Annotated in this window: 14 protein-coding genes; 10 read left to right on the forward strand and 4 right to left on the reverse strand. The window is 71.6% G+C overall.

The annotated features are described in order from the left end of the window. Positions 1 to 15 precede the first annotated feature (15 nt). Entirely contained in the window at positions 16 to 894 is an 879-nt protein-coding gene (locus ACWDA7_RS19090) for a thioesterase family protein (RefSeq protein ID WP_450605424.1), read from the forward strand. A 475-nt stretch (positions 895 to 1369) separates the two neighbouring features. On the opposite strand, the gene ACWDA7_RS19095 is transcribed toward ACWDA7_RS19090, so the two are convergent. Continuing rightward, on the reverse strand, positions 1370 to 1996 hold the full coding sequence (locus ACWDA7_RS19095) for a TetR family transcriptional regulator (protein WP_450605425.1): 627 nt from the start codon (positions 1994 to 1996) through the stop codon (positions 1370 to 1372). Positions 1997 to 2130: 134 nt separating this feature from the next. Here ACWDA7_RS19095 and ACWDA7_RS19100 point away from each other — a divergent pair, with 134 nt between their 5' ends. The 3 genes from ACWDA7_RS19100 (at position 2131) to ACWDA7_RS19110 (ending at position 3956) form a co-directional block, all read left to right on the forward strand. Beyond that, on the forward strand, positions 2131 to 2298 hold the full coding sequence (locus ACWDA7_RS19100) for a hypothetical protein (RefSeq protein ID WP_450605426.1): 168 nt from the start codon (positions 2131 to 2133) through the stop codon (positions 2296 to 2298). A 38-nt stretch (positions 2299 to 2336) separates the two neighbouring features. Then, positions 2337 to 2639: a DUF4190 domain-containing protein gene (locus ACWDA7_RS19105; RefSeq protein WP_450605427.1), complete on the forward strand. Its 303-nt coding sequence runs from the start codon at positions 2337 to 2339 to the stop codon at positions 2637 to 2639. A gap of 153 nt (positions 2640 to 2792) precedes the next feature. Continuing rightward, positions 2793 to 3956, forward strand: a complete 1164-nt coding sequence (locus tag ACWDA7_RS19110) for a cysteine desulfurase family protein (protein WP_450605428.1) — start codon at positions 2793 to 2795, stop codon at positions 3954 to 3956. Positions 3957 to 4005: 49 nt separating this feature from the next. Here ACWDA7_RS19110 and ACWDA7_RS19115 read toward each other — a convergent pair whose 3' ends face one another. Further along, positions 4006 to 4674: an N-acetylmuramoyl-L-alanine amidase gene (locus ACWDA7_RS19115; protein WP_450605429.1), complete on the reverse strand. Its 669-nt coding sequence runs from the start codon at positions 4672 to 4674 to the stop codon at positions 4006 to 4008. 61 nt (positions 4675 to 4735) lie between these two features. Between ACWDA7_RS19115 and mnmA the strand changes: the two genes are divergently transcribed. Further along, entirely contained in the window at positions 4736 to 5860 is a 1125-nt protein-coding gene (gene mnmA / locus ACWDA7_RS19120; protein WP_450605430.1) for a tRNA 2-thiouridine(34) synthase MnmA, read from the forward strand. A gap of 10 nt (positions 5861 to 5870) precedes the next feature. Here mnmA and ACWDA7_RS19125 read toward each other — a convergent pair whose 3' ends face one another. Continuing rightward, a complete protein-coding gene (locus ACWDA7_RS19125; RefSeq protein WP_450605431.1) occupies positions 5871 to 6650 on the reverse strand; it encodes an alpha/beta fold hydrolase in 780 nt (259 codons plus the stop codon). A gap of 56 nt (positions 6651 to 6706) precedes the next feature. Further along, on the reverse strand, positions 6707 to 7030 hold the full coding sequence (locus ACWDA7_RS19130; RefSeq protein ID WP_450605432.1) for a DUF427 domain-containing protein: 324 nt from the start codon (positions 7028 to 7030) through the stop codon (positions 6707 to 6709). A gap of 50 nt (positions 7031 to 7080) precedes the next feature. Here ACWDA7_RS19130 and ACWDA7_RS19135 point away from each other — a divergent pair, with 50 nt between their 5' ends. From ACWDA7_RS19135 to ACWDA7_RS19155, 5 genes are all read left to right on the forward strand, one after another. Continuing rightward, positions 7081 to 7620, forward strand: coding sequence for an LOG family protein (locus tag ACWDA7_RS19135; protein ID WP_450605433.1), 540 nt, complete (start codon positions 7081 to 7083; stop codon positions 7618 to 7620). 24 nt (positions 7621 to 7644) lie between these two features. Continuing rightward, positions 7645 to 8334 (forward strand): SDR family oxidoreductase, encoded by a 690-nt coding sequence (locus ACWDA7_RS19140; RefSeq protein WP_450605434.1) that lies wholly within the window; start codon positions 7645 to 7647, stop codon positions 8332 to 8334. A gap of 179 nt (positions 8335 to 8513) precedes the next feature. Beyond that, complete coding sequence (locus ACWDA7_RS19145) at positions 8514 to 9521, forward strand: methionine synthase (protein WP_450605435.1); 1008 nt, start codon at positions 8514 to 8516, stop codon at positions 9519 to 9521. A gap of 15 nt (positions 9522 to 9536) precedes the next feature. Continuing rightward, entirely contained in the window at positions 9537 to 11732 is a 2196-nt protein-coding gene (gene ligA, locus ACWDA7_RS19150) for an NAD-dependent DNA ligase LigA (protein WP_450605436.1), read from the forward strand. Between the two features lie 227 nt (positions 11733 to 11959). Then, the gene (locus ACWDA7_RS19155) at positions 11960 to 14287 is read left to right on the forward strand and encodes an EAL domain-containing protein (protein WP_450605437.1); all 2328 of its coding nucleotides are present in this window, start codon (positions 11960 to 11962) and stop codon (positions 14285 to 14287) included. The last annotated feature ends 340 nt before the right edge of the window (positions 14288 to 14627 follow it).

Raw genomic sequence — 14627 nt, forward strand, 5'->3', positions numbered from 1 at the left:
TTGTACCGTTCAGGTATGCCAGAAGCAGCTACCGCACAGGCCGCGCGAGCCACGATCGGCGACAGCGAGTTCGACCGCGACACCGCCGTCACCCTCCGGGAACCCGGCGTCTACGACATCGACCTCTCCGCCGGGTGGACGATCATCAAGGCCGTCAACGGCGGCTATCTGCTGGCAGTCCTGGGTCGGGCCCTCGCGGACGCCCTTCCGCACCGGGACCCGTTCACGATCTCCGCGCACTACCTCACCGCGTCCACCCCCGGTCCCGCGGTGATCCGTGCGGAGGCCGTCCGTACCGGCCGCACCCTCTCCACCGGTCAGGCGTCCCTCTTCCAGTACGACGGCGAGGGCCGCGAGGTCGAGCGGATCCGCGTCCTCGCCTCCTACGGCGACCTCGACTCGCTGCCCGACGACGTCCGGACGAGCGCCGAGCCGCCCGCCATTCCGCCGATGGCCCAGTGCTTCGGCCCCGAGGACGGTCCCGCACCGGTCTCCGGCAGCTCGGCCATCACCGAGCGGCTGAAGCTCAAGCTCGACCCCGCCACGCTGGGCTGGGCCCTCGGCTCGCCCTCCGGCAAGGGCGAGATGAGGGCGTGGTTCGGGCTGGCCGACGGCCGCGACCCGGATCCGCTCTCGCTGCTGCTCGCGGTGGACGCGCTGCCGCCCACCGCCTTCGAGCTCGGGATCTCCGGCTGGGTGCCGACCGTCGAGCTGACCGTGCATGTGCGGTCCCGCCCGGCGCCGGGACCGCTGCGTGTCTCGATCACCACCCGCAATCTCGCCGGCGGCTTCCTGGAGGAGGACGCCGAGGTCTGGGACAGCAAGGACCGTCTGGTCGCCCAGTCCCGGCAGCTGGCACGGGTCAGGCTCACCAGCTTGATTAGCGAAGCGTAGCGAACCTGTGGCAGAGTGCTACGAGCATGCCCGGCGCCCAGGCGACGTCGGGCACCCTCCTCGGTCGGGTCTTGCGGCCCGGTCGACCAGTGTCCGGAGGGACGTGCCACGCGGGCTGGCGGCTCCTGTCGTTCAGTACCAGGGCACGAAGGCGATTGGCTCCCAAGGCTGAGCAACGCTCAGGCTCGCTAAGCCAATCAGAGACGCTGGCCTGAGCCGCGCCGAGGAGCCTGGGCGCGCCTTACTGCGCTCCTGTGTGGCTCGGCCGGCAGGAGGTCGGCCGGGGCGCCTCCCCGGCTGCTCGGGGGTGCCGTCCGGCGGTCCTGGCGGTGGCCAGGGCGGCTGCGGTGGTGTGAGGGAACGGCCCGGCGACCGCCTGTATGGACGCCACGGGCCCCACGCGCCGGTACGTCGGCGGCGCACCCGCTGAACGGGTGCGGCGCCGACGGCCGTTATGGGCGTGGTGCCTGTCGGGTCATGACTTCCAGTGGTGGCGGCCGATGCTGATGAGCCGCAGCCGCTGCACCGCCACCCGGGACACCCGGTCCCGCTCCTCGGCGGGACCCTCCATCGCCTCGAGGAACTGAGAGGCCGTCATCAGCATCTGGTCGACGTAGAGACCGGCGAGCATCAGCAGATCCGCGTCGCTCCACCCGGCGGACTCGGAGTGTTCGGCCAGGGCCACCTTCACCTCCTCGGCGAACCGCGCCAGTTGCCGCCGGATCGCCTCCCGCACGGGCTGGACGCCGCCGTGCCGTTCGCGTGCGATGAAGCGGACGTGTGCCGGATACGCGTCGACATGGCGCGCGATCAGGGCGACGGCGCGGACGATGCGTTCGTCGCTGTCACCGGACGTGGCGACCGTGGACTCGATCATCGGGTGCAGGCTGCCGAGCGCCTCCTCGACCAGCTCCACACCGAGGTCCGCGGTCGAGCGGAAGTGCCGGTAGAAGGCGGTCGGGGCGACGCCGACCGCCCGGGTGACCTCGCGCAGGCCCAGGCTGCTCAGGCTCTGCTCCTCCAGCAGCGCGAGCGCCGCGTCCAGGAGCGCCTGCCGTGTCTTCTGCTTCTGGGCCTGCCGGATTCCGAGGGTGTGACTCATGCCATGCAGTTAACAACTGTTCTCTGGAATTGCAAAGCTGTCGGAGGCGTTAGACTTAGAAGTCAGTGAACGAGTGTTACCACAACCGTTCACCGAAATGTAATGAGAGGCATCTCGGAGGGGGATCTCATCCCATGCTGTTCCTCGTCGCCGCGCTTCTGCTGCTGGGCGCCGCCCTCGGCACCGTGGCCCACGCCCCGCTCCCCGTCACCCTTGCCGTCGCGGCCGTGATCGCCGTATGGCTCGTGATCTTCGCGATCCGCGAGCGGCACGGGCGCCGGCGGCAGACATCCGCCCACTGATCCGCGTACCCGAACCCACTGCCGGGAGTTGACGCAGCATGCAACTGACCGCCGCACGAACCGAACGACCCGCACGAGCCGAGGCCGGCACCGCGCCGGCCCGTACCGGCGGGCGCGACGCGGACGGCATGGCCGTCGCGTCCTTCATCCTGGGCCTGCTCGGCCTCCTCGTCCTGAACGTCTTCCTGGGTCCCATTGCCATCGTCCTGGCGGCCGTGGCCATGTGGCGCGGCACCCGCCGCCGGGGCCGTGCACTTCTGGGGCTCGGCCTCGGCGTCGCGGACCTGGTGGTTCTGGTGACGCTCATCCAGCTGGACCACACGGTGTCCTGGAACCTGTGACGCGAGCGGCGAGCCGCACGCACCTCATGAGCCGCGAACCGTGAACCGGCGGCTGGCGAGGGGCCCGTGGACGACGGGCCGACCGCCGGTGCCGCCGCCAGGGCCCGCCTGGGCGGAGGCCGTACACCGACGGCCCGTAGAATCGGGCCCACCATGGCTTACCTCGACCACGCCGCGACCACCCCGATGCTTCCCGAGGCGGCAGAGGCACTGACCGCGCAGCTCGGCATCACCGGAAACGCCTCCGCGCTGCACGCATCTGGTCGCCGTGCCAGGCGCACCGTGGAAGAGGCCCGCGAGACCCTCGCCGAGGCGCTGGGCGCCCGCCCCAGCGAGGTCGTCTTCACCGCCGGCGGTACCGAGGCCGACAACCTCGCGGTGAAGGGCCTGTACTGGGCCCGCCGCGACGCCGACCCTGCCCGCACCCGCGTCCTCTCCAGCCCCGTCGAACACCATGCCGTGCTCGACGCCGTCCACTGGCTCGGCGAACACGAGGGCGCCACGGTCGAGTACCTGCCGGTCGACTCCTACGGCCGCGTCCACCCGGAGACCCTGCGCGAGGCCATCGCCCGCAACCCCGACGACGTGGCCCTCGCCACCGTCATGTGGGCCAACAACGAGATCGGCACGGTCCTGCCGGTCCGTGAACTGGCCGATGTGGCGGCGGAGTTCGACGTTCCGCTGCACTCCGACGCGGTGCAGGCCTTCGGCCAGGTCCCGGTCGACTTCGAGGCATCGGGACTCGCCGCGATGACGGTCTCCGGCCACAAGATCGGCGGACCGTACGGCATCGGCGCACTGATCCTCGGCCGCCAGTACAGCCCCGTCCCGGTACTGCACGGCGGCGGGCAGGAACGTCACGTACGCTCCGGCACCCTCGACGTACCGGCGGTCGCCTCCTTCGCCGTGGCCGGACGGCTGGCCGCCGAGCAGCGCGAGTGGTTCGCGCGCGAGATCGGCGCGCTGCGCGACGATCTGATCGCCGCCGTCCGTGCGGCCGTGCCGGACGCGATCCTCGGCGGGGACCCGGTGGACCGGCTCCCGGCCAACGCGCACTTCACGTTCCCCGGCTGCGAGGGCGACTCCCTGCTCCTGCTGCTGGACGCGCAGGGTATCGAGTGCTCCACGGGCTCCGCCTGCACCGCCGGTGTGGCCCAGCCGAGCCATGTCCTGCTCGCCACCGGCGCCGATTCGGACCTCGCCCGCGGCACCCTCCGCTTCTCCCTGGGTCACACGTCCACGGAGGCCGACGTGGAGGCGGTGGCCAAGGCCATCGGCCCCGCGGTGGAACGTGCTCGCAGCGCGGGGCTGACCTGACCGACGGCCGCTCTCGCCGCCTGGCCGTCGGCGCCCATGCGGACGGTCGTCATGCCCGGGTCCGGGCCGCCCGCCGTACGAGGCCCACGTACCGGCCCCAGTTCCAGTACGGGCCCGGGTCCGTGTGGTCCGTACCCGGCACCTGGGCGTGCCCGATGATGTGCTCGCGGTCCACGGGGATGCCGTACCGCCCGCATATCGCTGCCGCGAGTCGGGCCGACGCCTCGTACATCGCGTCGGTGAACGTGGAGGCGTACTCGACGAAGCCCTCGTGCTCGATGCCGACGCTGCGCTCGTTGTACTCCCGGTTGCCCGCGTGGAACGCCACGTCCAGTTCGCGGACCATCTGTGTGATGCGGCCGTCGTCCCTGCGCACGATGTAGTGCGCCGCCGCAGCGTGCTCCGGGTCCTGGAACGCCTTCACCGCGCTGCGGTAGCCGCCCTGGGTGACATGGATGATCAGGCGGTCGATGCCGTAGTCGTCGGGGCGGTCCGCGTGCCGCAGATTCGCCGGCGAGGCCGCCACCCACCGTGCGCCCCGGAAGTCGACCGCGCCCGGGACCCGTGGCTTCTCCACGCCGGGCAGCCGCCACCACAGGCGCGCCAGCTCGTCCCGTGCGAGCGCGGCCGTGCCCACGGCGGCCGCCGCGCCTCCGACGAGCAACGCCCGCCGCCCGAGCCGCCGGTCACCGTCGTTCGTGGCCCCACCGTCCCCCATGTGATCGACAACGGATACTCACGGGCCCCGGTTCCCGTCCGCCCCGTACTCTTGAAGGGCTATGACTGACACTCCGCGCCGCCCCCTCCGCGTCCTCGCCGCCATGTCCGGCGGGGTCGACTCCGCAGTCGCCGCCGCCCGCGCCGCCGAAGCCGGCCACGACGTGACCGGTGTCCACCTCGCGCTGTCCGCGAACCCGCAGTCCTTCCGTACGGGCGCGCGCGGCTGCTGCACCATCGAGGACTCACGGGACGCCCGCCGCGCCGCCGACGTCATCGGCATCCCCTTCTACGTCTGGGACCTCGCCGAGCGGTTCCGCGAGGACGTGGTCGAGGACTTCATCGCCGAGTACGAGGCCGGGCGCACCCCCAACCCGTGCCTGCGCTGCAACGAGAAGATCAAGTTCGCGGCGCTGCTGGACAAGGCCCTCGCCCTCGGTTTCGACGCGGTCTGCACGGGCCACTACGCCAAGGTCGTCACCCTCGAGGACGGCACGCGCGAGCTGCACCGCGCCTCCGACATGGCGAAGGACCAGTCGTACGTCCTCGGGGTCCTCGACGAGAGGCAGCTGGCGCACGCGATGTTCCCGCTCGGGGACACGGTCACCACCAAGGACGAGATCCGGCAGGAGGCCGAACGTCGGGGCCTCGCGGTCGCCAAGAAGCCCGACTCGCACGACATCTGCTTCATCGCGGACGGGGACACCCAGGGCTTCCTCGCCCGGCGTCTCGGCCGTACGGAGGGCGACATCGTCGACGAGTCCGGCACCAGGCTGGGCACGCACGACGGCGCCTACGGCTTCACGATCGGCCAGCGCAAGGGCCTGCGGATCGGCACCCCGGCGCCCGACGGCAAGCCGCGCTACGTGCTCGACATCTCGCCGGTGGACAACACGGTGACGGTCGGCCCGGCGGCCTCCCTGGACGTGAGCGGGCTGACGGCGATCACCCCGCGCTGGTGCGGTGCCGTTCCGACCGGCCCCGGCACCTACACGGCCCAGCTGCGCGCCCATGGCGGCGAGTGCGAGGTCACCGCGGAACCCGTCGACGGCGAGCTCCGGGTGACCTTCACCGAGCCGGTCCGCGGCGTCGCCCCCGGCCAGGCGATCGTGCTGTACGACGGCACGCGCGTGGTGGGCTCCGCGACGATCGCGACGACCAAGCGTGCGACGACCGCCGTGGCGTGACCGCCCGGCGCTAACCGGCGAAGAAGTCCGCGAGCAACGGCGCCAGCACCTCGGGATCCACGACGTGGGTCTGGTCCTCCAGCGCGCGGTACGTGCCCTCCTGTGCCGCGTCCGCCACCGCCCTGGTCGCCCTGCGCATCCACTCGGGGCTCGCGGCACCCGCCACGGCCAGGACGGGCACTCCGATCGCGGCCAGCCGCTCCCGGGGCACCAGCCCGCCGTCCATCACCGCGTCGTCGTACGCGAGGGTCGGCGCGATCGCCTCCATGTCGGCCCACATGGGGGACTGACGGGCGCTCGCGATCACCTCGGGGGCCAGGCCGGTGAGCCGGAGGAACAGCTCCACCGCGTCCCCTGGGCGGCCCTGCCCGAGCGCCTCGCTGAGCCGGGCGGTGTACTCGGCACGTTCCGGAGCGCCGCCCCCGAAGTCGGCGTACGGCGGCTCGTAGACGGCGACCCGGGGGACCGGCAGCCCGCTCTCTGCCGCGTGCAGCACCAGCGCGCCGCCCGACGAGATTCCGTACAGCGCCGCCTCGCCGCCCGCCGCCTCGATGAGCGCGGCGAGATCTTCGACCTCGCGTGCCACCGCGTACGGCTGCGTGTCGCCGCTGGCGCCGCGGCCCCGGCGGTCGTACACGATGACACTGAAGCGGCCGGAGAGGTGCGCGGCCAGGGGCACCACCGTGGCGCCCGTGGACATCGCGCCGCTCACCAGGACGACCGCCGGGCCCTGTCCGGTGCGTTCGTACGCGATGGGGGTCCCGTCGCGCGAGATCGTCTGCTTGTCCATGTCTGTGAGACTGCCGCAGAGCGACGGCGTTAATCGCTCACGACACTGCTACTCGGTCATGACACTTCCACCTCGTAGAAGCAGAGGTGGTCCTTGATCCGGGCGACGTCCTCCTTGGGTTCCGGATACGCCCAGACGAGGTCGGGGGCGCCCGGCAGGGACCAGTACGACGCCGTCCCCTTGAAGGGGCAGACGGTGTGGGTCTCCGAGGGCGTCAGCAGGTCGAGGCGCACGTCCTCGGCCGGGATGTAGTAGCGCGCGGGAGAACCGGTCTCGTGCAGTACGAGGGGCCGGTCGCTCTCCGCCAGTACCTGTCCGTCGTGCACCACGCGGACATGCTGGTCGGCTTGCTCGATGGTGATCGTGTGTCCTTGGTCCATATCCGAAAAGCGTTTGCGGGCCGCCGCTTCTTCCCGCCTACGGTTGCCGCATGAACATCTGTGTCTTTCTCTCGGTCGCCGACCTCGCCGACACCTACACCCGTCCTGCTCGTCAGTTCGCCGAACTGCTCGGCAAGGGCGGTCACACCTTGGTGTGGGGCGGCTCGGACGTGGGCCTCATGAAGGTCGTCGCCGACGGTGTGCAGGAGACGGGCGGGAGACTGGTAGGGGTCTCCGTCGGGTTCCTGGCGGCCAAGGCCAGGGCGGGAGCCGACGAGATGGTGATCGCGAAGGATCTCGCGGAGCGCAAGAGGCTGCTGCTGGAGAAGGCCGACGCGATCGTGATCATGGTCGGTGGGACCGGGACGCTCGACGAGGCGACGGAGATCCTGGAGCTGAAGAAGCACAGGCACACCGACAAGCCGGTGGTCCTGCTGAACACGGCCGGCTTCTACGACGGCCTGAAGGAGCAGTTCCGCCGCATGGACGACGAGGGGTTCCTGCCGCGGCCGCTCACCGACCTGGTGTTCTTCGCCGAGGAGCCGGTGGGGGCGCTCGCCTATCTCGAGGAGTCGCTCGGCGTTCGCTAGCACCGTGGTGCGAGCATGGCGGACATGGCAACTCATGTGATCACCGGAGCTGGCTCCGGCATCGGTGCGGCCGTGGCGCACCGCCTGCACGCGCGCGGGGACGACCTCGTGCTGCACGCGCGGGACGCCGGGCGGGCCAAGGAACTGGCGGCCGAATTCCCCGGGGCGCGCACCCTGGTCGGCGACCTGTCCGATCCCGACAGGCTGTCCTGGGCGTTCTCCCACCAGACCCTCCCGGACCGGGTGGACTCCCTCCTGCACATCGCGGGGGTGGTCGACCTCGGCCGGGTGGGCGAGCTGACCCCGAAGTCCTGGCGCCACCAGCTCAACGTCAACCTGATCGCCCCCGCCGAGCTGACCCGCCACTTCCTGCCCCAACTGCGCACGTCCCGCGGCCATGTCGTCTTCGTCAACTCGGGCGCGGGGCTGAACGCCCACGCGGAATGGTCGGCGTACGCGGCCTCCAAGCACGGACTCAAGGCCCTCGCGGACTCCCTGCGCCACGAGGAGCACGGGAACGGCATCCGGGTCACCTCGGTCTACCCCGGCCGCACGGCGAGCCCCATGCAGGCCAAGGTCCACCAGCAGGAGGGCAGGACGTACGACCCGTCCCAGTGGACCGCCCCCGAGTCGGTGGCGACGACGATCCTGATGTGCCTGGACCTGCCGCGGGACGCGGAGGTCAACGACCTGACGGTCCGGCCGGGCGCATAGCACCGCGACCGGAGCAGCATCGGGACGGGGCGGTACGGGGGCGGCCGAATCCAGGCCTGGCCGGCCCGGCATGGCGACGGGATACCGGGCCGAACCACGGGACGGCGTCCCCAGCCTCCGGACCCGTCCCGCGGACGGCCCCGAGCAGGCCTCGCGGGCGGAGGGCCTACGCTGCCGGGGTGAGCGAAAACAGCCAGTTCAGGTTCGGTGGCGCCACCGGGGTGGGATCCATGCCCGGACAGGACGCGCGGGAGGCCGCCAAGACCGTCACGGGAAGCTTCGAGGACTTCCCGTTCCTCGCCGAACTGCCCACCCGGGGACCCGGCGCGGACATGATCGGGCGCAGTGCCGGGATGCTCGTGGACCTGTACGCGCGCCTGGAGCCCAGCGGCTGGCGGTTCGGTGACCGGCCGGGCCGGGACACCAGGCGGGCCCGCTCCTGGCTCGGCGAGGACCTCGACGCCCTGGAGGAGTTCACGCAAGGCTACGAGGGGCCGCTGAAGGTACAGGCGGCGGGCCCCTGGACCCTCGCCGCCGCCCTGGAGCTGAAGAACGGTGAGGCGGCGCTCTCCGACGCCGGCGCCTGCCGCGATCTCGCCGGGTCCCTCGCCGAGGGCCTGCGCCTCCACCTCGAGGAGGTCCGGCGGCGGGTGCCGGGCGCCCGGCTCGTGCTTCAACTCGACGAGCCGTCGCTGACCGCGGTCCTGCGCGGCCAGGTGAAGACCGCCAGCGGCTACCGGACCCACCGGGCCGTGGACCGGCAGATCGTCGAGGCCACGCTGCGGGACGTCGCCGGGGTGCACACGGACGGCCCGGTCGTGGTCCACTCGTGCGCGCCGGACGTCCCGTTCGCCCTCCTGCGCAGGGTGGGCGCGGCAGCGGTCTCCTTCGACTTCTCGCTGCTCACCGAGCGTGACGACGACGCGATCGGGGAGGCGGTGGAGGCCGGTACCCGGCTCTTCGCCGGGATCGTCCCGGGGACGGACGGCCCGTTGTCGGACCCTGCCGGTAGCGTCATGGGTGTCAGGACGCTGTGGCGCAGGCTGGGGCTGCATCCGGGGCTTCTCGCGGAGGCGGTCACCCTCACGCCGACATGTGGCCTCGCGGGCGCCTCCCCGGACTACGCCCGCAGGGCACTGGCCCACTGCGTCCGGGCGGCGAGATCCCTCGCGGACAACCCTGAGTAACGGGAGGACAACACGGTGGCCGGCGACAAGCAAGCGGAGACGACGGTGCCCGTCGAGGCGCGGGAGCAGCATGCGCAGCTCGCTGAGCAGATCGAGGAGCACCGCTTCCGGTACTACGTGAAGGACGCTCCCGTCGTCAGCGACGCGGAGTTCGACCGGCTCCTGCGCTCTCTGGAGGCGCTGGAGGAGGAGTATCCGGAGCTGCGCACACCCGACTCGCCGACTCAGAAGGTGTCGGGGGCCTACGAGACGGAGTTCACGGCCGTCGAGCACCGCGAGCGCATGCTCTCCCTCGACAACGCGTTCGACGACGAGGAACTCGCCGCCTGGGCCGACCGCGTCGCCAAGGAGGTCGGCACCTCCACGTACCACTTCCTGTGCGAGCTGAAGGTCGACGGCCTCGCGGTCAACCTGACCTATGAGAACGGCCGCCTCACGCGCGCGGCAACCCGGGGTGACGGCCGCGCGGGCGAGGACATCACCCCCAATGTCCGTACGATCGCGGAGATTCCGGACCGCCTCAAGGGCGACCGCGTACCCGATCTGGTGGAGATCCGGGGCGAGGTCTACTTCCCGATGGAGAAGTTCCTGGAGCTGAACGCCCGCCTGGTGGAAGGCGGCGACAAGCCCTTCGCCAACCCCCGCAACGCGGCGGCGGGTTCCCTGCGCCAGAAGGACCCGCGCATCACCGCCGGCCGCCCCCTGCACATGGTGGTCCACGGCATCGGCGCTCTGGAGGGCTTCGAGGGCGGCCTCGCCCGGCTGTCCGAGGCCTACGACATGCTGCACACCTGGGGACTGCCCACCGCGAAGTACAACAAAGTGGTCGACGACCTCGGCGGCGTACGTGAGTTCATCGCGTACTTCGGGGAGAACCGCCACTCGGTGGAGCACGAGATCGACGGTGTCGTGGTCAAACTCGACGAGATCCGCCTCCAGGGACGTCTCGGTTCCACGGCGCGTGCGCCGCGTTGGGCGATCGCCTACAAGTACGCCCCGGAAGAGGTCAACACCAAGCTCATCGATATCAAGGTGGGTGTCGGGCGCACCGGTCGCGTCACACCGTACGCGCAGGTCGAGCCGGTCACGGTGGCCGGTTCCGAGGTCGAGTTCGCCACCCTGCACAACCAGGAAGTGGTCAAGGCCAAGGGCGTCCTGATCGGCGACACCGTGGTGCTCCGCAAGGCCGGCGACGTGATCCCGGAGATCCTCGGACCGGTCGTGGACCTGCGGGACGGCACCGAGCGCGAGTTCGTGATGCCGGCCGAGTGCCCGGAGTGCGGCACGCCCCTGCGGGCCATGAAGGAAGGCGACATCGACCTGCGCTGCCCCAACGGCCGGACATGCCCGGCCCAGTTGAGGGAGCGCGTCTCCTACCTGGCCGGCCGGGAGTGCCTCGACATCGAGCACTTCGGCGATGTGGCGGCGGCAGCGCTCACCCGTCCGCTGGAGCCGGCCGATCCGCCGCTCGCGGACGAGGGCGACCTCTTCGACCTGACCGTGGAGAGGCTGCTGCCCATCACGGCGTACGTCCTCGACCCGGACAGCGGCCTGCCCAAACGCGACCCCAAGACGGGCCAGGAGAAGATCGTCACGGTCTTCGCCAATCAGAAGGGCGAACCGAAGAAGAACACCCTGGCTCTCCTCCAGAACATCGAGGAGGCCAAGAGCCGCCCGCTCGCCCGTTTCATCAACGGTCTTTCCATCCGGCACGTCGGGCCGGTGGCGGCACAGGCGCTCGCCCGTGAATTCCGCTCCATCGACCGCATCGAGCAGGCCACCGAGGCGGAGCTGGCGAGCACGGACGGCGTGGGCCCGATCATCGCCGCCTCGCTCAAGCAGTGGTTCACCGAGGACTGGCACCGCGAAATCATCCGGAAGTGGAAAGCGGCGGGCGTTCGAATGGAGGAGGAGGGCTCCGCGGAGGACGAGGGGCCGCGCCCGCTGGAAGGTCTCACGGTCGTCGTCACCGGCACCCTCGAACACTTCACCCGCGACGGCGCCAAGGACGCGCTGCAGAGCCGGGGCGCGAAAGTGACCGGTTCGGTTTCCAAGAAGACCTCTTTCGTGGTCGTGGGCGAGAATCCTGGATCGAAGTACGACAAGGCCATGCAGTTGAAGGTCCCTGTTCTCAATGAGGACGGTTTCTCCGTCCTGTTGGAGCAAGGGCCGGAAGCGGCCGCGGAAGTCGCGCTTCCGACCGGGGAGTAGCGGTTCAATGTCACCCGTTCGGCGCATACCAGATGCATACGGGTGGCCGGGGCGCATTCGGGCAACCGTCGACGACCGCTGCCCGTGGAAGGCTTCTGCGGCCTACTGTTGAGGTGTGCGCCTGCCGTGCTCGGTCGCGTGGCGGGTATTCAGACGCGGTGGCGTTGACGGTTCGTCGGGCAGCGGGCCGCGTGGCGTGGGCACTGCCGGCTGTGAGAGGGACGGGAATGGAACCGACCGAGAGCGCCGCCCCGGACTCACGGCCACCGCTGCGCCGAATATCCGGCGCCTGGCGATTGTGCCGCCGGACAGCACGGCCGTCGGACCGTAAGCGCGTGGAGGTGCACGGCGCCATACCGGCGTTCCTGCCCGGAGCGGCCTCCGCACCGGGAGCCTCCTTCGGCGCCGGAGTCCCCCCAAGTGGTGCGCCGGGCCTGCCTGTCATAGTGGCACCCACCGCGGCCGGTCCGCTCGCGGTCCGGCGGGCGCTCGTACTGCCCGGCCGGGACGGCGAGCGGCACACGCCCCGGCCTGTGTTGCCCGGGGCGGTCGTCACGGCCGCCGCGTTCGTCCTCGGGGCCGGCTTCATCCGGGCGTTCGGCGGACACCACGCACTGTTCCCCTCCGGCACCGTCGGCTGGTCCCTGGCCGTGCTCACCGGCGTCATCGTCGGTCACCTGGTCGCGCTCGGCCGGGTGCGCTGGTGGGGCGGCACGGGCTCGGGCGCCGCCCTGACCCTCGCCGTGCTGCTGCTGTACGGCTGGGTACCGGCCGGGATGGTCAGCCTCATCGTGGTCGTCCTGGTCGGCGCGGCCCGGCTCGGCCGCTGGCGGCAGGGCGTCCTGCACGGCGCGGTCGACATCCTCGGCATCGGTGCCGCGGCGCTCGTCCTGGCGCTCTTCGGCAGCGTCCCGACCGTCGAATCGCCCTGGGACCCGCAGAGCTGGACCGTCTACACCGCGCCCGAGGTCGTCCTGGTCGCCACCGCCTATCTGGCGGTGACCCGGCTGCTGCTGTGGTACCTGGGCGCCCCGGGCGCCGACGGGCTGCCCACCGTCGCTCGTTCCGCGCTGGTCAGGCATGGACTCGTCGCCGTCGCCCTGATCGGCATCGCACCGCTGGTCTGCGTGGTGGCCGTCGCGCAGCCGCTCCTGCTGCCCCTGTTCTCCATCCCGCTCATCGCCCTCGACTCCACGCTGTGGATCGCCCGCGCCCGGGCCGAGGAGCAGTTGCGCGACCCGCTGACCGGGCTGCCGAACCGGCAGTGGCTGCTGGAACGCACCTGGACGGCACTGGACGACGCCGAGCGGATCGGGGCACGGGCCGCTCTGATGCTGATAGACCTCGACCGTTTCCGGTCGGTGAACGACACACTCGGCCATCTCGCAGGCGACCGGCTGCTCCTGCAGATAGCGGAGCGGCTGCGGCTCGCACTGCCGCGCGGGGCGGAGGCCGCGCGGCTCGGAGGCGACGAGTTCGCGGTGCTGCTCCCGGTCGCGGACTCCACGACGTCGGCGTCGAGGACGGCCCGCAATCTCGTCGCGGCGCTCGGCTCGCCGCTCGATCTGGACGGGCTCACCCTCGTCCTGGAGGCCAGCGCCGGGGTCGCCGTCTTCCCCGACCACGCAGTGGACGCGGAGGGCCTGCTGCGCCGGGCCGACGTCGCGATGTACCAGGCGAAGCGGGACCGTACGGGAGTGGAGGTGTACGAGTCCAAGCGGGACTCGAACACCCCGGACCGGCTCGGACTGCTCGGCGATCTGCGGCGTGCGCTGGACGCACACGAGGTGGCGCTGCACTACCAGCCGAAGGTCCGCTTCGACGGGCAGGTCGCCGGCCTCGAGGCGCTCGTACGGTGGGTGCATCCCGAGCGCGGGAACGTGCCGCCGGACGAGTTCATAGCGATCGCGGAGTCCTCCGGGCTGATGCCCCACCTGACCGAGTACGTCCTGGAGACCGCGCTCGGCCAGGTGGCGCGGTGGCGCAGGCAGGGCCTGAGGGTGCCGGTGGCGGTGAACGTGTCGCCGCGGGACGTCCACACCCCGGGCTTCGCCGGGTCGGTGGCCGCCCGGCTGGCGCGGCACGGGGTGCCCGCCGGAGCGCTGCAGCTGGAGATCACGGAGCATGTGCTCCTGGAAGACCCCCAGCGGGCCGCGGACACCCTGGCGGCGCTGTCCGGGCACGGGGTGAAGATGTCGCTGGACGACTTCGGCACCGGGTACTCCTCGCTGGTGCATCTGCGGCGGCTGCCGGTGAGCGAGCTGAAGATCGACCGGTCGTTCGTGGTGCGGCTGGCGGTGGACGCGGAGGACGCGGAGATCGTGCGCTGCACGGTGGACCTCGCGCACTCGCTGGGCCTGCTCGTCGTCGCGGAGGGCGTCGAGGACGACAAGACCTGGGAGCGACTGCGGGACCTGGGCTGCGACGCGGTGCAGGGCTGGCTGGTCGCCGCCGCGATGCCCGCCGAGGAGACCACGGCCTGGCTGCGGGCCCGGGGGCCCCAGGGCTGGTGCCGCCCCCGCGCGGCACTGCCTGCGGCGGCGACGGACGAGTAGCCCGCGAGCCGCACGTCGGTCCGCGGGTCTGAGCACCCGCCCGGCGTCCGCTGCCCGTAGGCCTCTGGGCTTGTGGGCCCGTCGTCCATCTGTCTGTGGGCTTGTGCGTGGGTGGGGCCGTCTGTCTGTGTCCCTGCGGGCATGTGGTGCCGTCCGTCTGTGGGTCTGCGGGCACGAGGTGCCGTCTGTCTGTGTGCCTGTGCGACCGCGAGGCCGTCTGTCCCCGTGCCTGCGGGCACGGGGCGCGTCCGTCTGTGGGTCTGCGGGCACGAGGTGCCGTCTGTCTGTGTGCCTGTGCGACCGCGAGGCCGTCTGTCCCCGTGCCTGCGGGCACGGGGCG

This window comes from Streptomyces sp. NPDC001156 (assembly GCF_053598275.1).